Source organism: Pseudomonas carassii, from assembly GCF_036324045.1.
In the GTDB taxonomy this organism is placed as follows: Bacteria; Pseudomonadota; Gammaproteobacteria; order Pseudomonadales; family Pseudomonadaceae; genus Aquipseudomonas; species Aquipseudomonas peradeniyensis.
Genome location: NZ_JAZDCT010000009.1, coordinates 114,041 through 131,478 on the forward strand (window position 1 = coordinate 114,041; position 17,438 = coordinate 131,478).

At 64.6% G+C, this 17,438-nt stretch carries 17 protein-coding genes; 7 read left to right on the forward strand and 10 right to left on the reverse strand.

What is annotated here, in order from left to right; genetic code table 11:
* Nucleotides 1-52: 52 nt before the first annotated feature.
* The 5 genes from V0R62_RS09355 to V0R62_RS09375 all read right to left on the reverse strand — a co-directional run bounded on the left by V0R62_RS09355 (nt 53) and on the right by V0R62_RS09375 (nt 5,048).
* Nucleotides 53-730, reverse strand: a complete 678-nt coding sequence (locus V0R62_RS09355) for a NuoB/complex I 20 kDa subunit family protein (RefSeq protein ID WP_008096180.1) — start codon at nt 728-730, stop codon at nt 53-55.
* A 9-nt stretch (nt 731-739) separates the two neighbouring features.
* Entirely contained in the window at nt 740-1,153 is a 414-nt protein-coding gene (locus tag V0R62_RS09360; protein ID WP_028692461.1) for an NADH-quinone oxidoreductase subunit A, read from the reverse strand.
* Between the two features lie 381 nt (nt 1,154-1,534).
* Nucleotides 1,535-2,197, reverse strand: coding sequence for a lysoplasmalogenase (locus V0R62_RS09365; RefSeq protein ID WP_330103525.1), 663 nt, complete (start codon nt 2,195-2,197; stop codon nt 1,535-1,537).
* 266 nt (nt 2,198-2,463) lie between these two features.
* Complete coding sequence (gene aceA / locus V0R62_RS09370) at nt 2,464-3,789, reverse strand: isocitrate lyase (protein WP_050706488.1); 1,326 nt, start codon at nt 3,787-3,789, stop codon at nt 2,464-2,466.
* A 494-nt stretch (nt 3,790-4,283) separates the two neighbouring features.
* Complete coding sequence (locus tag V0R62_RS09375; protein WP_330103526.1) at nt 4,284-5,048, reverse strand: secretin N-terminal domain-containing protein; 765 nt, start codon at nt 5,046-5,048, stop codon at nt 4,284-4,286.
* Between the two features lie 142 nt (nt 5,049-5,190).
* Here V0R62_RS09375 and V0R62_RS09380 point away from each other — a divergent pair, with 142 nt between their 5' ends.
* Nucleotides 5,191-6,633, forward strand: a complete 1,443-nt coding sequence (locus tag V0R62_RS09380) for a SulP family inorganic anion transporter (RefSeq protein WP_330103527.1) — start codon at nt 5,191-5,193, stop codon at nt 6,631-6,633.
* 153 nt (nt 6,634-6,786) lie between these two features.
* Here V0R62_RS09380 and fusA read toward each other — a convergent pair whose 3' ends face one another.
* Together fusA and V0R62_RS09390 are read right to left on the reverse strand one after the other, a co-directional pair.
* On the reverse strand, nt 6,787-8,901 hold the full coding sequence (fusA, locus tag V0R62_RS09385) for an elongation factor G (protein ID WP_330103528.1): 2,115 nt from the start codon (nt 8,899-8,901) through the stop codon (nt 6,787-6,789).
* 68 nt (nt 8,902-8,969) lie between these two features.
* The gene (locus V0R62_RS09390) at nt 8,970-9,398 is read right to left on the reverse strand and encodes a hypothetical protein (RefSeq protein WP_330103529.1); all 429 of its coding nucleotides are present in this window, start codon (nt 9,396-9,398) and stop codon (nt 8,970-8,972) included.
* A 185-nt stretch (nt 9,399-9,583) separates the two neighbouring features.
* Between V0R62_RS09390 and V0R62_RS09395 the strand changes: the two genes are divergently transcribed.
* The gene (locus V0R62_RS09395) at nt 9,584-9,886 is read left to right on the forward strand and encodes a hypothetical protein (protein ID WP_062359438.1); all 303 of its coding nucleotides are present in this window, start codon (nt 9,584-9,586) and stop codon (nt 9,884-9,886) included.
* A 3-nt stretch (nt 9,887-9,889) separates the two neighbouring features.
* On the opposite strand, the gene V0R62_RS09400 is transcribed toward V0R62_RS09395, so the two are convergent.
* Nucleotides 9,890-11,140: a 2-aminoadipate transaminase gene (locus tag V0R62_RS09400; RefSeq protein ID WP_330103530.1), complete on the reverse strand. Its 1,251-nt coding sequence runs from the start codon at nt 11,138-11,140 to the stop codon at nt 9,890-9,892.
* A gap of 213 nt (nt 11,141-11,353) precedes the next feature.
* Here V0R62_RS09400 and V0R62_RS09405 point away from each other — a divergent pair, with 213 nt between their 5' ends.
* The 3 genes from V0R62_RS09405 (at nt 11,354) to V0R62_RS09415 (ending at nt 13,159) form a co-directional block, all read left to right on the forward strand.
* A complete protein-coding gene (locus tag V0R62_RS09405; protein ID WP_050704732.1) occupies nt 11,354-11,851 on the forward strand; it encodes a PaaI family thioesterase in 498 nt (165 codons plus the stop codon).
* A gap of 66 nt (nt 11,852-11,917) precedes the next feature.
* Nucleotides 11,918-12,433, forward strand: a complete 516-nt coding sequence (locus V0R62_RS09410) for a GNAT family N-acetyltransferase (protein ID WP_330103531.1) — start codon at nt 11,918-11,920, stop codon at nt 12,431-12,433.
* A 30-nt stretch (nt 12,434-12,463) separates the two neighbouring features.
* Nucleotides 12,464-13,159, forward strand: coding sequence for a glutathione S-transferase N-terminal domain-containing protein (locus V0R62_RS09415; RefSeq protein ID WP_330103532.1), 696 nt, complete (start codon nt 12,464-12,466; stop codon nt 13,157-13,159).
* A 137-nt stretch (nt 13,160-13,296) separates the two neighbouring features.
* Here the strand turns inward: V0R62_RS09415 and V0R62_RS09420 are convergent, their stop codons facing one another.
* Nucleotides 13,297-14,913, reverse strand: coding sequence for an inorganic phosphate transporter (locus tag V0R62_RS09420; protein WP_330103533.1), 1,617 nt, complete (start codon nt 14,911-14,913; stop codon nt 13,297-13,299).
* 131 nt (nt 14,914-15,044) lie between these two features.
* Here V0R62_RS09420 and V0R62_RS09425 point away from each other — a divergent pair, with 131 nt between their 5' ends.
* Both V0R62_RS09425 and V0R62_RS09430 read left to right on the forward strand, forming a co-directional pair.
* Nucleotides 15,045-15,431: a DUF488 domain-containing protein gene (locus tag V0R62_RS09425; RefSeq protein WP_330103534.1), complete on the forward strand. Its 387-nt coding sequence runs from the start codon at nt 15,045-15,047 to the stop codon at nt 15,429-15,431.
* On the forward strand, nt 15,421-15,852 hold the full coding sequence (locus V0R62_RS09430) for a GNAT family N-acetyltransferase (RefSeq protein WP_330103535.1): 432 nt from the start codon (nt 15,421-15,423) through the stop codon (nt 15,850-15,852). Before V0R62_RS09425 ends, V0R62_RS09430 begins: the two co-directional genes overlap by 11 nt.
* 141 nt (nt 15,853-15,993) lie before the next feature.
* Here the strand turns inward: V0R62_RS09430 and V0R62_RS09435 are convergent, their stop codons facing one another.
* Nucleotides 15,994-17,427, reverse strand: coding sequence for a right-handed parallel beta-helix repeat-containing protein (locus V0R62_RS09435; protein ID WP_330103536.1), 1,434 nt, complete (start codon nt 17,425-17,427; stop codon nt 15,994-15,996).
* Nucleotides 17,428-17,438 lie beyond the last annotated feature (11 nt).

Below are 17,438 nucleotides of genomic sequence, written 5' to 3' on the forward strand. Positions count from 1 at the left end.
AGAATGAAGCCAGGCCGCCGGCTCCTTCGGGAGCGGGCGGCAGGTCGCTGGATCAGACTTCGTCGGGGCTGCGCAGGTTGGTTACCGCAATGCGCTGTTCACGACGCAGGTCTTTCTGGGCGGGCATCTCGGCACGGTAGATGCCTTGATCACCAACCACCCAGGAAAGCGGGCGTCGTTCTTGGCCGATCGACTCCTGCAGCAGCATCAGGCCTTGCAGGAATGCCTCGGGGCGCGGCGGGCAGCCAGGCACATAGACGTCCACGGGGAGGAACTTGTCGACCCCCTGAACGACCGAGTAGATGTCGTACATGCCGCCGGAGTTGGCGCACGAACCCATGGAGATGACCCACTTGGGCTCAAGCATCTGCTCGTACAGGCGCTGGATGATCGGCGCCATTTTGACGAAGCAGGTACCGGCGATGACCATGAAGTCGGCCTGGCGCGGCGAGGCCCGGATGACTTCGGCGCCGAAGCGGGCGATGTCGTGGGGCGCCGTGAAGGCCGTGGTCATTTCCACGTAGCAGCAGGAAAGGCCGAAGTTGTACGGCCAGAGGGAGTTCTTGCGACCCCAGTTGACCGCGCCACGCAGCACATCTTCGAGTTTCCCCATGTAGATGTTCTTGTGGACCTGGTCTTCCAGCAGTTGATCGGTGACGGTTTCCCGCTCACCGACCGGATACTGCTCGTTGGGTGCGTCCGGATCGATTCTGGTGAGATTGTATTGCATGCCAAAGCCTCATTGTTTCAGCTTCGCTTGCCGCTTGCGGCGACCTTCGGGAGCCCAATCGAGCGCCCCGACGCGCCATAGGTAGACAAGACCTGCCAACAGAATTGCTATGAAAATGAGAGCTTCGACGAATCCGGTCCAGCCGCTTTCGCGGACGGACACAGACCATGCATACAGGAAGAGGGCTTCGATATCGAAGATCACGAACAGCATCGCGACCAGATAGAATTTGGCGGACAGGCGCAGACGGGCGCTGCCGACGGGCAGCATGCCGGATTCGAAGGGTTCGTTCTTGGCGCGACCCCAGGCCTTGCTACCGAGCAGGCTGGACAGGCCGAGCATGAAGGCACACAGGCCGACGACACCCAGGAGGAAGATGGCAAAGCCCCAGTTGTGGGCGATGAGTCCTGCCGAATCGGACATGCTAGAAATCCTTATACAGAGACCCAGCTCTGCAGTCTGAAATAAAGTAGAGCGGCGACGTGGTGTCGCAGACGCAGTGACCAAATGTCGCAGCTGAATCAATCGCGCTGATTTTATGGGTAAACCCAGTGCAAGTAAAATTTCCGTTGCAAATTTATTCGTAGGTTTAAGAACAAAAATCTTTCGTAACTGGCTGAAACCCTTGAGTTTCGGGCATTGCGCGCGGATTTGTTAATTATGTTTCTTACCCCGCGTAATGACGGGCTAGTTGCGTAATGATAATTAATATCATTTAACCTGAGCTGTAATGTTTTAGCTGTTCTGGCCCTTGCAAAGTTCATCTGCCGAGCGCCCCTCTTGCAAATGCGAAAAACTCTCGTTCTAGCAGCTTCCGGCACTGTGCGTACCGCTCTGGATCAATACTTTGTCGCTTGCGTCGCGGCTGACCGACGCGGCGATCAGCCACTGGCCGAGCCAGTAGAAGAGGATGATCAGGTACTCGGCAGCGGCGAACGGACTGACGAAGCGGTCGATGCCGATGACGCTGTCGGAGAACACGAAAGCGCAGGCGCCCAGCGCGGCCAGTCCGCCGCAGGCCAAGGCGCGCCAGAGCATGGCGCCGATGGTCAGGGCGTACAGTGCCACTGGGATCAGCAGTGGGCCCAGGCCATGGCCGGCGAGCAGGCCGAACAGCGAACCGCCTATCAACACGGCGAAGGCCAGGGCCGGGTAGGCCGGACGCCGCGTGAGGCTGCAATAGCCGCGCAGGTAGGCCAGGTGCGCGCAGAGAAACGCCCCAAGGCCGAACACGAACAAGTCCCGGGGGATCGCCAGGAGAATGTCGCCGAGCACCGAGAAAGCCAGGCCGAGGATGATCCAGCGGCGATAGGGTGTGGCGGGGAAGGTGCCCAGCCAGGCAATCAGGGCGAGCACCGGAATGGGTTTGACCAGCAGGCCAAGCAGGGCGTTGTCGCTGGCCAGCGCATATAGATAGAAGGCGGCGGCTGCGACGGCGGCGATGAGCAGGTGGCCAGGGCGGGGCATGGGCAGTCCTTGCTGTGGGGTAGCCACAAGCTTAGACCTGATCTGCAGTTTTGCTGGTGGCGCGATCCCTGTAGGAGCGGCCTTGTGCCGCGAAAGGGCCGCAAGGCGGCCCCAGCGATCTTTGCGTCAACGCTGAACCCCTAGGGCCGCTTCGCACCCCTTTCGCGGCACAAGGCCGCTCCTACAGAGGGGCTGGGCTTGGCCTGAAAATGAACAAGGCCCGGAATCCTCGCGAATCCCGGGCCTTGCTCAACAGCTCACCGAACTCAGTGGAACTGCTCTTCCTCGGTCGAACCGGTCAGTGCGGTCACCGACGAGGCGCCACCCTGGATCACGGTGGTCATGTCGTCGAAGTAGCCGGTACCGACTTCCTGCTGGTGCGCCACGAAGGTGTAGCCTTTGCTCGCGTCGGCGAATTCCTGCTCCTGCAGCTTCACGTAGGCGGTCATGTCGTTGCGGGCGTAGTCGTGCGCCAGGTTGAACATGCCGTGCCACATGTTGTGGATGCCGGCCAGGGTGATGAACTGGTGCTTGTAGCCCATGGCCGACAGCTCGCGCTGGAACTTGGCGATGGTGGCGTCGTCCAGGTTCTTCTTCCAGTTGAAGGAAGGCGAGCAGTTGTACGACAGGATCTGGTCCGGGTATTCCTTCTTGATCGCCTCGGCGAAGCGGCGGGCTTCTTCCAGGTCCGGCTTGGCGGTTTCGCACCAGATCAGGTCGGCGTACGGGGCGTAGGCCAGGCCGCGGGCGATGGCCTGGTCGAGGCCGGCGCGCACCTTGTAGAAGCCTTCACGGGTACGCTCGCCGATCACGAACGGTTGGTCGTACGGGTCGCAGTCGCTGGTCAGCAGATCGGCGGCGTTGGCGTCGGTACGGGCCAGGATGATGGTCGGCACGCCCGAAACGTCGGCAGCCAGACGCGCTGCAACCAGCTTCTGCACGGCTTCCTGGGTCGGTACCAGGACCTTGCCGCCCATGTGGCCGCATTTCTTCACCGAGGCCAGCTGGTCTTCGAAGTGCACGCCGGCGGCGCCCGCTTCAATCATGTTCTTCATCAGCTCGTAGGCGTTCAGCACGCCGCCGAAACCGGCTTCGGCGTCAGCCACGATCGGTGCGAAGTAGTCGATGTAGCCATCGTCGCCCGGGTTCTTGCCGGCTTTCCACTGGATCTGGTCGGCGCGGCGGAAGGCGTTGTTGATGCGCTTGACCACGGTCGGTACCGAGTCGACCGGGTACAGCGACTGGTCGGGGTACATCGACTCGGCCGAGTTGTTGTCGGCGGCAACCTGCCAGCCGGACAGGTAGATGGCCTGGATGCCGGCTTTTACCTGCTGCACTGCCTGGCCACCGGTCAGGGCGCCCATGCAGTTGACGAAATCTTTTTCTGGGCGGAAGGACGGGTGGGCACCTTCGGTGACCAGCTTCCACAGTTTTTCTGCGCCTTGGCGAGCAAAGGTGTGCTCTGGCTGCAGCGAGCCACGCAGGCGAACGACATCAGCGGCGGTGTAGGTACGGGTCACGCCTTTCCAGCGCGGGTTTTCGGCCCAGTCTTTCTCGAGGGCTGCAATTTGCTGTTCGCGTGTCAGTGCCATGGAAATAAACCTCGTCGCATCGATCTTGAGTGTAATTGTGCTGATGCTCGGATACGCGGATCAGAAGCCAGGCGGCTGTCCTGTCCGGGGGAGTGCGGCGGCGAACGCAGGAGGCTCGAAGGGGAAGGGTTGTGCAGGCCAGGCGAAGGTGTGCCCTGCAGGTCGGCTCGTGGTTGCCTTGCTGCGGTGCGACGCGATTGCCAGAACTGCGGTGATGCGCTTCCGTCCCTCGGGACAACTTCTTCGTTGCAGTCGCAATCCCGTCGAACCGCCTTGTGGGCCGTATGGACACGAGGTGCCTCCACGGTGGGAGGAGCGCACCTCGAAGACCCTTGCCAGGGCCTCTGATTAGCGGGAGCGAGGCCATCATGCCCTTGCCGAAAAGAGCCTGTCAAATGTTTTGTAGTGCTTTTTTCGGCTTACTACATATTTGGTCTAATGCGACTTGGCGGTCAGTTTCAAGGCCTTGGGTCGAGGCCTTGAATTGCCTGGGTTCAGTCGAGAAGGTCGACTTTTACCCGCAACGTCATGTTTTCACCGCGCTGGGTGCTGTAACTGAGGCTTGACGCGCTGCGTTCGGATTGGCTCTGCTGGTTGAACCCGGCCAGGGTGATCCACTCGCCGAGCTTGCCGGTGACGGTCGTGTCGGTGCTCTGCACTTTCACTACATCGGCACGTTCCTGGCTCATTCGATCATTATTGGTGCTGATTTGCAGACGAACCGTGTCGCCGCTCAGGCGTGGCGTGACGTAGAAGCCCTGGGTCACATTGCGGTATTCGGTGTTGCTCTGGATGCGCCCGTAACCGTCGGTGGCGGTGCTGGTGACGGGGATGCTCTGGCCCACCTGGATCAGTGCCGGCTGACCGTCGCTGGCCTGCACCTGCTGCATGCCGCCTTCGCGGTTGGCGGTGCCGTAGCGGATCACGCGGGCGTTGCCGCGGTTGTCCTGGAAGTTGCTGTCGTTGTTGTCGACGCTGATCAGCAGGCGTTTGGGCGCGGTGTCGAGCTGTTGCAGCAGGGCGCGCAGGTCGTCGATGCGTTCCTGGCTGGCGTTGACGATCAGCTTGTCCTCGAAGGTGCTGACGCTGCCGTCCTTGCCCAGGAACGACTGGGCGGCAGGCAGCAGTTCGGCGCTGCCGCGGTGTTGCAGGGGAATGACCTCGGTGGCGGCCTGGGCGGTGAGGCTGGCGGCCAGCAGCAGGGAGGCGAGCAGGGGGCGTAGCGGCATGTCCATGATCTCCGCGGGTGGAATGGACATGATGGCAAATTTGCGTGCAACTTGCCGTGCGGATTGACGGTGGCTGCTGTCAGACAAATTCCGTAACATCGCGCCCTCGATTTTCAGGCTTATTACTCAAGTCTCCACAGCGTGGGCGCTTGAGGTTGTTTACAGGACCTTCATGAAACCCGCCCGACTACGTGCCGACCTGCTCGCCGGCCTCACCACTTCGTTCGCCCTGGTACCTGAGTGCATCGCCTTCGCCTTGGTGGCGCACCTCAATCCGTTGATGGGGTTGTACGGCGCCTTCATCATTTGCACCCTGACTGCCTTGTTCGGTGGCCGTCCCGGCATGATCTCCGGCGCCGCCGGCTCCATGGCGGTGGTGATCGTCGCCCTGGTGGTGCAGCACGGCGCCCAGTACCTGCTGGCCACGGTGCTGCTCGGCGGGGTGGTGATGATCCTGTTCGGCGCGTTGCGCCTGGGCAAGCTGGTGCGCCTGGTGCCTTATCCAGTGATGCTCGGTTTCGTCAACGGCCTGGCCATCGTCATCGCCCTGGCCCAGCTGGAGCACTTCAAGGATGGCGAGCACTGGCTCAGCGGGACGCCCCTGTACCTGATGATCGGCCTGGTGGCCCTGACCATGCTGGTGGTCTACATCCTGCCGAAGCTGACCCGTGCGGTGCCGCCGGCGTTGGTGGCGATCCTCGGTGTCGGCCTGCTGGTCTACCTGCTCGGCCTGCCGACACGTACCCTCGGCGACATGGCCCATATCGCCGGTGGCTTGCCGCACCTGACCCTGCCGGAGGTGCCTTGGAACCTCGAGACCCTGAAGATCATCGCGCCTTACGCATTCCTGATGGCCATGGTCGGCCTGCTTGAAACCCTGCTGACTCTGAACCTCACTGACGAGATCACCGAGAGCCGGGGCTATCCGGACCGCGAGTGCGTGGCCCTGGGCGCGGCCAACATGGTCTCGGGGCTGTGTGGCGGCATGGGCGGCTGCGCGATGATTGGCCAGACCGTGATCAACCTCAGCTCCAATGGCCGTGGGCGCCTGTCGGGCGTGGTGGCCGGGGTGATGATCCTGCTGTTCATCCTGCTCCTGTCGCCGCTGATCGAGCGCATTCCGCTGGCCGCGCTGGTGGGGGTGATGTTCGTGGTGGCGCAGCAGACCTTCGCCTGGGCCTCGCTACGGGTGCTGCACAAGGTGCCGGTGAGCGATGTGCTGGCGATCATCGCGGTGACCGTGGTCACGGTGTTCACTGATCTGGCCACGGCGGTGCTGTTTGGCATCGTCATCGCCGCGGTCAACTTTGCCTGGCAGCATGCGCGGGAACTGTACGCCGACAGTCATGTGGACGCCGAGGGGACCAAGCAGTACCAGGTGCATGGCACGCTGTTCTTCGCCTCGACCACGCCGTTTCTCAACCAGTTCGATCCGGCCAATGATCCGGCCAGGGTTACCCTGGATTGCCAGCACCTGAGCTTTGTCGATTACTCGGCGATAGCTGCGTTGCAGACCTTGCGCGAGCGGTATGCCAAGGCGGGCAAGCAGTTGCGGGTGGTGCACCTGTCGGAGCGCTGCAAGAAGCTGCTCAAGCGGGCGGGTGAGCAGCACTGAATGCCGGCCGCGGGCGCAGTCTTTGTGGGAGCGGCCTTGCGTCGCGAAAGGGCTGCAACGCAGCCCCAGGTTTTCGGTGGTGATGCATGAATTGCAGGGGCCGCTTTGCGGCCCTTTCGCGACGCAAGGCCGCTCCCACAGGGGCCGCTGAACTCAGGCTTCCCCGCGATTCTTCTTCACGATGGCATCGGCGATGCTCGCCGGTGCTTCGGCATAGCGGGTGAACTCCATCGAGAAACTGGCCCGCCCCTGGGTCATCGAGCGCATCGAGGTGGCGTAGCCGAACATCTCGCCCAACGGCACCTCGGCGCGGATCACCTTGCCGGCCGGGGTCTCGTCGCCGTCCTGGATCATCCCCCGGCGCCGGCTCAGGTCGCCGAGGATGTCGCCCTGGTACTCCTCGGGCGTCACCACCTCGACCTTCATCACCGGCTCCAGCAGCACCGCGCCGCCTTTCTGCGACAACTGCTTGGTGGCCATGGACGCGGCGATCTTGTAGGCCATCTCGTTGGAGTCGACGTCGTGGTACGAGCCGTCATACACCGCCGCCTTGAGGTTGATCAGCGGATAGCCGGCGAGCACGCCGTTCTTCATCTGCTCCTCGATGCCTTTCTGGATCGCCGGGATGTACTCGCGTGGCACCACGCCGCCGACGACCTCGTTGATGAACTCAAGCCCTTCCTTGCCCTCGTCTCCCGGGGCGAAGCGGATCCAGCAATGCCCGTACTGGCCACGCCCGCCGGACTGGCGGACGAAGCGGCCTTCGATCTCGCAGGTGTTGCGGATCTTCTCGCGGTAGGCCACCTGCGGCTTGCCGATATTGGCCTCGACGTTGAACTCGCGGCGCATGCGATCGACGATGATGTCCAGGTGCAGCTCGCCCATGCCGGAGATGATGGTCTGGCCGGTCTCCTCGTCGGTCTTGACCCGGAACGAGGGGTCCTCCTGGGCCAGCTTGCCCAGGGCGATGCCCATCTTCTCCTGGTCGCCCTTGGTCTTGGGCTCCACCGCTACCGAGATCACCGGGTCGGGGAAGTCCATGCGTTCGAGGATGATCGGCTTGTCCATGTCGCACAAGGTGTCGCCGGTGGTGACGTCCTTCATGCCGATCAGCGCGGCGATGTCGCCGGCGCATACGTCCTTGATCTCGGCGCGCTGGTTGGCGTGCATCTGCACCATGCGGCCGATTCGTTCCTTCTTGCCCTTGACCGAATTGAGCACGGCGTTGCCGGAGCTGAGCACGCCGGAATACACCCGGGCGAAGGTCAGGGTGCCGACGAACGGGTCGGTGGCGATCTTGAAGGCCAAGGCCGAGAAGGGTTCCTTGTCGTCGGCGTGGCGTTCCAGGTGTTTTTCATCGTCGTCCGGGTCGGTGCCCTTGATCGCCGGGATCTCGCTGGGGGCGGGCAGGTAGTCGATCACCGCGTCGAGCATCAGCGGCACGCCCTTGTTCTTGAACGACGAGCCGAGGATGGTCGGCACGATCTCGTTGGCGATGGTGCGCTGGCGCAGGGCGGCCTTGATTTCCTCGGTGGTGAATTCTTCGCCGTCGAGGAATTTCAGGGTCAGCTCTTCGCTGGCATCCGCCGCCGCCTCGATCATATGAGCGCGCCATTCGTCGGCCAGGGCCTGTAACTCGGCGGGAATCGCTTCTTCGCGGTAGCTGGTGCCCTGGTCGGCGTCGTTCCAGTAGATGGCCTTCATCTTCACCAGGTCGATCTGGCCGATGAAGTTTTCCTCGCTGCCGATGGCCAGCTGGATCGGCACCGGATGGTGGCCCAGGCGCTGGTCGATCTGCTTCACCACCCGCAGGAAGTCGGCGCCCTGGCGGTCCATCTTGTTGATGTAGGCCAGGCGCGGCACATGGTACTTGTTGGCCTGGCGCCATACGGTCTCGGATTGCGGCTCGACGCCGTCGGCGCCGCTGAACACCACCACCGCGCCATCGAGCACGCGCAGCGAGCGCTCGACCTCGATGGTGAAGTCGACGTGGCCGGGGGTGTCGATGATGTTGAAGCGGTACTTGTGCTCGAACTGCTTGGTCGAGCCTTGCCAGAAGGCCGTGGTGGCCGCCGAGGTGATGGTGATGCCGCGCTCCTGCTCCTGGGCCATCCAGTCCATGGTCGCGGCGCCGTCGTGCACCTCGCCCATCTTGTGGTTGACCCCGGTGTAAAACAGGATCCGCTCGGTGGTGGTGGTCTTGCCGGCATCCACGTGGGCAACGATACCGATGTTGCGGTACAGCTCGATGGGGGTCGTGCGGGCCATGGTCGGATCACCTGTGGGTGAGGATTCTCCCAAGGTAGCAGAGCGGGAGAATCCTGCCGGGGCGACCGTCAGTCGGCGAGTACCTGCAGTTGCCATTGGCCTTCGCTTTCGCGGGCCAGGCCGCTGGCCGGCAGCAGGGCCAGCAGACGCTCGTGCAGGGCGGTATCGGTGAACGACTTGAGGGTGGTCATGTCCAGGGTACCGACGGTAATCAGCTCGGCCTTGGTGTAGGACAGCCAGGCCTTCTTCAGCGCCATCAGCACGTCGCTGCCGGCGGTGCTGGCGAAGCGCCGGTGCAGAGTGCGGCCTTCCAGTTCGAAGCTGTGACGGTGCTCGTAGCCGTTCTCGTCGCCATTGCCCTCTACGCAACGGTGGCAGCGGCAGGGGCCGTCGCCGAAAGCGTTGCGCAGGTAGGCGTTGAAGTCCACGACGGGCTTGAGGGTCAAGCGTTTGTCGACCTCGAACAGGTCGGCGATCAGGGGTTGTTCGGCGCTCACTCGGTATCCTCGCGTGGTGTGGCGTGCATCGCCGGGCACCCTAACAGATCAGGGCAGGGGAGGCCATGCTCGATGGCGGGCGTGGGAGCGGGCTTGCCCCGCGATGAGGTCGGTAGAGACAACCGGGAACGCCTGCCGTACTCTACGCGGCCATACGCCTAATACACCTGTTGAGGTAACCCCGCTTGAGTACCAAGTACCCGTACACCGCCACCGTGACCATCAGCGCCGAAGACCGTGGGGGCGATACCGAGGCCTCGGAGAACACCAACATGCGCGTGGGCCTTGAGGCGGTGACCGAGGTGCTGAAGAAAGTGCATTTCGTCGGTACACTCGGGGCGCCGGAGAAAGGCGCCACGCACATCTGCGTCACCTTGGAGAACGGCCTGAGCTACTACGGCCCGATCGTCAACGGCCACGCCGAGCTCGAAGGCGGCTGGATCGCCTTCGAGTGCGACATGCCCACCCCTGAAGAACTGGGTCTGTAACCCTCAGCCCAGCTCCATCAGGCACTGCTCGAGGATATCCAGCCCTTCCTCGAGCACCTCGGGCTCGATGGTCAGCGGTGCCAGCAGGCGGATGATATGCCGCGCCTTGCCGCTGGGCATCAGCAGCAGACCTTTGCCGCGCGCCGCCTCCAGCACCTTGGCCAGTTGCGCCGGTGCCGGACTGCCGTCCGGGTTGACCAGCTCCAGCCCGCGCATGGCCCCTGTGCCGGTCAGGCGCCCGAGCGCGGCGCACCTTCCAGACGCTTTCCAGCGCGCATGACGCGCCGCGATGGCCTGTTCCTGCCGTTCGCCCCAGGTGGAGATGTTCGCGTCGGTCATCTGCGCCAGGCTCGCCAGCGCCGCCGCGCAGGCGATCGGATTGCCCGAATAGGTCCCGCCCAGCCCGCCCTTGGGCAGCGCGTCCATGATCGCCCGCCGTCCGACCACCGCGCCCAGCGGCATGCCGCCGGCGATGCTCTTGGCCAGCAGCAACAGGTCCGGCTCGATACCCAGCCGGGGGAAGGCGAAGCGCTGGCCGGTGCGGCCGAAACCGGACTGGATCTCGTCGATGATGATCAGGATCCCGTGCTCGTCGCAGAACCGGCGCAGGGCCTGGGCGAAGGCCGGGTCGAGGGCGAGGAAGCCGCCTTCGCCCTGCACCGGCTCGAAAATGAACGCGGCCACGTCCTCCACCGCCAGCTCCACGCTGAACAGGCGCTCCATGGCCTTGAGCGCCTGCTCGCAGCTCACGCCGGTGTCCGCGCTGGGGTAGGGCAGGTGATAGACCGGGCCGGGCAGATCGCCCACGCGCTGCTTGTACGGGGCGACCTTGCCGTTGAGGTTGAGGGTGGCCAGGGTACGGCCGTGGAAGCCGCCGTCGAAGGCGACGATGGCCCGTTTGCCGGTGGCGCCGCGGGCGACCTTGAGGGCGTTCTCCGCTGCTTCCGCGCCGCTGTTGGTGAGCATGCCCGCCAGCGGGTAGCTGACCGGGACGAACTGGCGCAGGCGCTCCATCAGTTCCAGGTACGGGCCGTGGGGCGCGGCGTTGAAGGCGTAGTGGGTCAGGCGCGCGGCCTGCTGCTGGATGGCCTCGACCACCGCCGGGTTGCAGTGGCCCAGGTTGAGCACGCCGATGCCGCCGACGAAGTCGATGTAGCGCTTGCCGGCGGTGTCCCAGACTTCGGCGTTGCGGCCGTGGGAAAGGGTGATCGGGTGAACGATGGCGATGGACTGGCTGATACTTTCCTGATTCATCTGCACGCGGCCTGTTGTTCGAGTCAGATCGTATCCAAGCGTGGCGGGGATACATCCCGCAAACGAATTATTCGATTGCCGTCATTCGTTTTCTTCCTGATCTTGATGGGTAGCCTGTGCCGCCCTCGGGGCCGCGCTCATTGGCGTGGAGCGGGCAGGGCGCTACCATCGGCAGTCAGCCTCCTTCCTAACTCCAACAAGCCAAGGACGCGTATGACCGAGCAAACCCTCTCCCTGCAACAACTGGCCGCCCCTGATGGCACCTGCTATGGCTGCGGGTGCTCCCACCCGAGCGGCCTGCACGTGCAGAGTCACTGGGATGATGATGGCGTCCACCTGCTGTGCCGTCATTCCCCTGATCCGACCTTCATCGGCTGGCCCGGCCTGGTCTACGGCGGCCTGTTGGCCATGCTGGTCGATTGCCACTCCAACTGGACCGCCATGGCCCACCACTATCGCGCCGAAGGCCGCGAGCCCGGCAGCCTGCCGCGTATCGACTGCGTCACCGGTCAACTGAGCCTGACCTACCTCAAACCCACCCCGATGGGCGTCGAGCTGCTGCTCAAGGCGCGAGTCGAGGGTGAGGTGGGGCGCAAGAGCCGGGTGATCTGCGAGGTCTGGGCCGGGGATGTGCTGACCGTCACCGCTGACTCGGTGTTCGTGCGGGTCGATACCGAGAAGCTCAAGCGCCAGGCCCACGGCGACGCTTGAGCCTTGCACTGGCCGGGAGGGGCTGGCATTGTCGAGGGCGATCCGGCTGCCCGACAGGATGTTGCCATGCCCTACCAGATCCGCCCGGCCCGCAGCGACGACTGTACAGCCCTGAGCCATATCGGCCAGGCCACCTTCGCCCTGGCCAGCCCGCCCGACAGCGCTCCGGCGGCGCAGCAGCACTACATCGCCCACAACCTGCAGCCGGAGCATTTCCAGGCGCACCTGTGCCACCCGCACAAGCGCCTGCTGGTGGTCGAGCAGGACGGCCAGGTGCTGGGCTACAGCATGCTCGACCTGGCGCCCGGCGAATTGGGTATCGCCGCTGCCGATCATCTGGTGGAGATTTCCCGCTGCTACCTGTTGCCCGCCGCTCACGGCACAGGCGCCGCGCAGTCACTGCTCGAGGCTACCCTGGCCCACACCCGTGGTCCGGTTCGCCTGACCGTCAACGAGCTCAACGCCAGGGCCATCCGGTTCTACGGGCGCAATGGCTTTCGCAAGGTGGGCGAGGCGATCTTTCCCTGCGGTGACGAGCGGCACCGAGACTGGGTGATGGTCAGGGCGCCCGGCAGTTTTTAAATTGAGTCCCTCAACCTTCAGGGCGCGAACATGACCGATCTTTCCGTATTCCCCATCACCCGCAAATGGCCGGCCCGGCATCCCGAGCGCCTGCAGCTGTATTCGCTGGCCACGCCCAACGGCGTCAAGGTCTCGATCATGCTCGAAGAGATCGGCCTGCCTTACGAGGTGCACAAGATCAGTTTCGACAACGACGACCAGCTGAGCCCCGAGTTCATCTCCCTGAGCGCCAACAACAAGATTCCGGCAATCCTCGACCCCAATGGCCCAGGTGGCCAGCCGCTGCCATTGTTCGAGTCGGGGGCGATCCTGCAGTACCTGGCCGAGAAGAGCGGGCAGTTGCTCAGCCAGGATCCTGCCCAGCGCTACCAGACCTTGCAGTGGCTGATGTTCCAGATGGGCGGCATCGGGCCGATGTTCGGCCAGGTGGGGTTCTTCCACTTCTTTGCCGGCAAGGCGTACGAGGACAAGCGGCCGCGTGACCGCTACGTCAATGAGTCCAGGCGCCTGCTGGGCGTGCTTGACCGGCACCTGCAGGGGCGGGAGTGGATGGTCGATGCGTACAGCATCGCCGATATCGCCATCTTTCCTTGGGTGCGCAATTTGGTGGAGCGCTACAACGCGCGCGAGTTGGTGGGGTTCGACGAGTTCAAGGAAGTTCAGCGGGTGCTGGCCAAGTTCCTCGAGCGCCCGGCGGTCCAGCGCGGTTTGAAGATCCCGGCCTGACAGGGGATCTGTGGGAGCGGTTTGCCCCGCGATAGCGTCGGAAAATTCAGTATCGCTATCGCGGGGCAAGCCCGCTCCCACGCTGGTAATGTTTACAACTTTGTTTCCTGCGCGATCGCCTGCAGATTCAGCGACATTCAGAGAATCTGGTTCAGCAACCAGTACAAGCAACCCGCCAGCAACATCGCCGCCGGCAAGGTCAGCACCCAGGCCATCAGCAGGTTGACCAGCGTCTTGCGTTGAATCCCCGACCCATTGGCCACCATGGTTCCGGCCACGCCGGAGCTGAGCACGTGGGTGGTCGACACCGGAAGGCCGAACATGTCCGCCGCGCCAATGGTACACATCGCCACCACCTCGGCCGAAGCGCCCTGGGCATAGCTCAGGTGGGTCTTGCCGATCTTCTCGCCCACCGTCACCACGATGCGCCGCCAGCCGACCATGGTGCCCAGGCCCAGGGCGATGGCCACCGCCACCTTGACCCACAGCGGGATATAGCGGGTGGCGTCGTCCAGTTGGCGCTTGAACAGCTGCACATGGCGGCTGGTGTCGGCGTCGTAGCGGGCCAGTTGGTGCTTGTCGATCAGGCGGATCGCCTCGCTGGTCAGGTACATGTCGTTGCGCACGTTGGCCATGGCCTCGGCCGGCACGCGCTTGAGCGAGCCGTAGCCTTTGACCTCCTCGCCGATCATGCCGGTCAGCGCGGCCAGCGCCGGGACCAGCTCGGCGCTGGCCTTGGGCTCGCCGATGAACGCGGTCAGCACCTGGCGCGGATCGACCGGCGCGGGGGCTGGCGCTGCGCGCACCAGGGCCTGGCGGGTGACCTCGGCGACCGCCGAGAACTGCAGGGCCTGCTCGTTGGGCATGGTCTTGTTCAGCGCATAGGCCATCGGCAGGGTGCCGACCAGGATCAGCATGATCAGGCCCATGCCTTTCTGGCCATCGTTGGAACCGTGGGCGAACGACACGCCGGTACAGGTGAGAATTAGCACCCCGCGGATCCACCAGGGCGGCGGCGTCTGTCCTTCCGGTGCCTGGTACAGCTCGCGGCGCTTGACCAGCGCGCGCAGGGCGAGCAGCAGCAAGGCAGCGCAGGCGAAGCCGATCAGCGGCGAGAACAGTAGCGCGTAGCCGACCTTGCTGGCCTGGGTCCAGTCCACGCCGCTGGTGCCGTCGCGCCCGTGCATCAGCGCGTTGGCCACGCCGACGCCGATGATCGAGCCGATCAGGGTGTGCGAGGACGATGCCGGCAAGCCCAGCCACCAGGTGCCGAGGTTCCAGATGATCGCCGCCAGCAGCAGGGCGAAGACCATGGCGAAGCCGGTCGACGAGCCGACTTGCAGGATCAGTTCCACCGGCAGCAGGGCGATGATGCCGAAGGCCACCGCGCCGCTGGAGAGCAGCACGCCGAGGAAATTGCACAACCCCGACCAGACCACCGCCACCGGCGCTGGCAGCGAATGGGTGTAGATCACCGTGGCCACGGCGTTGGCGGTGTCGTGGAAGCCGTTGACGAACTCGAAGCCCAGGGCGATCAGCAGGGCCAGGCCCAGCAGCAGGAAGGGGGTGACGGTGGTGACCACGGTGCCGCTGGCGCTGACATCCTGCTTGAGGCTCCAGAAGGTGTAGGCCAGGCCGGCCAGCAGAAGGCTGAAGAACAGGGTGAGGGTGGCGCGTCCGGGGCGGTGGGACAGATGGGGGCGGGAGTCGAGCTTGGGCAGCGCATCCTGGCTGACCAGCAAGGGAGTTGTCATGATGGCTCCGGGGGCTTCGACGGAGAAAGGGAAGGTTTCCTATCCTAGAAACAATCTGTTACTCCCGCGTGACCTCGGTCAACGGAACCTCTAGTCTAGAAGGCACTACGCAACTGCCAAGCGAGTTTCCGATGATCTGTTGCAAGCGGGTGTACGATCCCGTCATGGCGAGCGATGGCCAACGTGTGCTGGTCGACCGCCTGTGGCCTCGCAACACGCGCAAGGAAGACCTGCACGGGCAGTGGCTACGCGAAGTGGCGCCGTCCGACGCACTGCGCAAGGCTTATCATGCTGGCGAATTCGATTTTGCCGGTTTTACCCGGCGCTACCAGCAGGAACTGGCCGCCCACCCCGAGCACTGGTACCCGCTGCTGGACCTGGCCGGCAAAGGCGACCTGACCTTGCTGTACGCCGGCAAGGACACCGAGCACAACAACGCCCAGGTCCTGGCCCGGTGGCTGGAGGACGAACTGGAACGCCGTGGCCCGGCCAGTTCGCCGGTGTGCTATGCCCCTTGAGCTGATCCCCGCCAGCGACGAACACCTCACGTTGGCCCGTGACCTCACGCGCCGCGCCATGTTGCCGTATTACCGTGAATTCGATCTGTTGTGGATCGAGGAAGCCTTCGACGAAGCCTGGGGCTGGCGCGAACAGTGGCTGGTGATCGAGGACGACCGGGTGCTGGGCTTTTGTAGCCTGAGCCAGGACCGCCAGGCGCTGTATATCCGCGAGTTGCACCTGTTGCCCGAGCAGCGCGGCCGGGGCGTGGGCGGCTGGGTGCTGGAGCAGTTGGCTGGCTGGACCGCGCAGCGCGGGTTGCCTTGGCTGCGGTTGATGGTGTTCAGCAGCAACCCGGCGCGGCGCCTGTACCAGCGCCGAGGGTTCGTCGAGGTCGGTATGGACGAGTGTTTCGTGCGGATGCAGCGCCCGGTGCCCTGACGCGATCCGTTGTAGGAGCGGCCTTGTGCCGCGAAAGGGGCGCGCAGCGGCCCCAGGATTTCAGCGTTGAAGCAAAGATCGCCGGGGCCGCGTTGCGGCCCTTTCGCGGCACAAGGCCGCTCCTACAGGGGGCGGTGTATTTCAGTTCTGGCGCACCCTGACCATCCGCCCCTGAACCAGCATCGCCTCCAGCACCGGCCCCTGCAACGCCAGCAGGTCGCCGGCCAGCAGGTTCTGCAGCAGCGCCTTGCCATCGAAGCGGTTGCCCCCCAGCTCGACCTCGCGCACCCCCTCGACCCGCACCACCGCCTTGCCCACCTGTCCCAGACGGTTGTCGCTGATCACCAGCGGCCCGGGCTGTGGCGTAGTGTTGCGCAGGCTGATGGCGTACTCCGGCGTATTGCCGATCCGGTTACCCACCAGCGTCAGGCCCGTGACCTCGCTGGCGTCCACCGCGCTGCCCTGGCTGCTGGCCAGCAGGTTGTCGTCGATCAGCAACGGGGCTTCGGCCGTCGGCGCGAGGTTGCGCAGCTGGATGCCATGACCACGGCTGTCACCGATACGGTTGCCGGTCAGCAGCACGGCGCCGCGCTGGTCGCTGATCTCGATGGCGGCCTTGGCGGCGCCGAGGATCAGGTTGTTTTCGACCAATGCCCGGGTCTGGCCACGCAGGCGCACGCCGCTGTTGTTGTCGACGCCGCGCAGCTGGTTGCCACGCAGGCTCAGCTGGCTGTCGCGGGCGTCGATGGCGTACTGCTGCGAGCCTTCGAAGCGGCTGTCGACGACGGTCGCCTGGCTGTGCTGCAACTCCACCGCGCTGGACAGCTCGCTGAAGTGGCTGGCCTCCACCAGCAGCGTGGTGGGGCGCGTGCTGGCCGGCTGCTGGGGGCTGAGCGCGGTGCTCAGGCCGCGGGACAGGTTGGCGTTGTAGCCCAGGCGTTTGAGCGTCGAGCCGATCACCTGCGTATGGCTGCCAGCCCAGGCCACCACGAAGGGCCGCCAGGCGCGGTCAGTGTTGCCGGGCTTGTCGCCGGCCAGGCTCTCCAGCGTCGATTGGTTCAGGCCCAGCCAGCCCTGGTTGATCAGCGCGGTGCCGGAGAAGCTGTACAGGTAGAGGCTCGTGCCCTCTAGCAGCAGCCCCGCATCGGCGCCGATCATCAACGGGTAGCTGAGCAGGTAGCCGTCCTTGTAGCGCTTGAGGACCCGAGGGTCGTGCAGTGCATCGTGCAGTTGCGCCAGGGTGATGCTGCCACCGCGCAGCACCACGGCCTGCGGGTGATGCGCCTGGTAACCGGCGATGGCGCGGAACAGGCCGTTGTTGACGAACGGCTCGAACGGCCAACTGCCGGCCTGGGACGAGAACATCGGTTGCAGGCTGACGCTGGCGCGGCCCGCGGGTGGCGGGCGGCGCGCCTGCTCGAAGGTCACCGCCTGGCGGGCCTGGTGGCGCAGTTGCTCCAGCTGCTGCTGATACTGCGCCTGGGGCAATGTGTCCAGCACCGGCGCGGCCTGGGCGGTCGCCGCCAGCAGCAGGGCGGCCAGGCAGGTGAGGGAAATGCGGCTGAACGGTGCCATGGGAGCGTCCT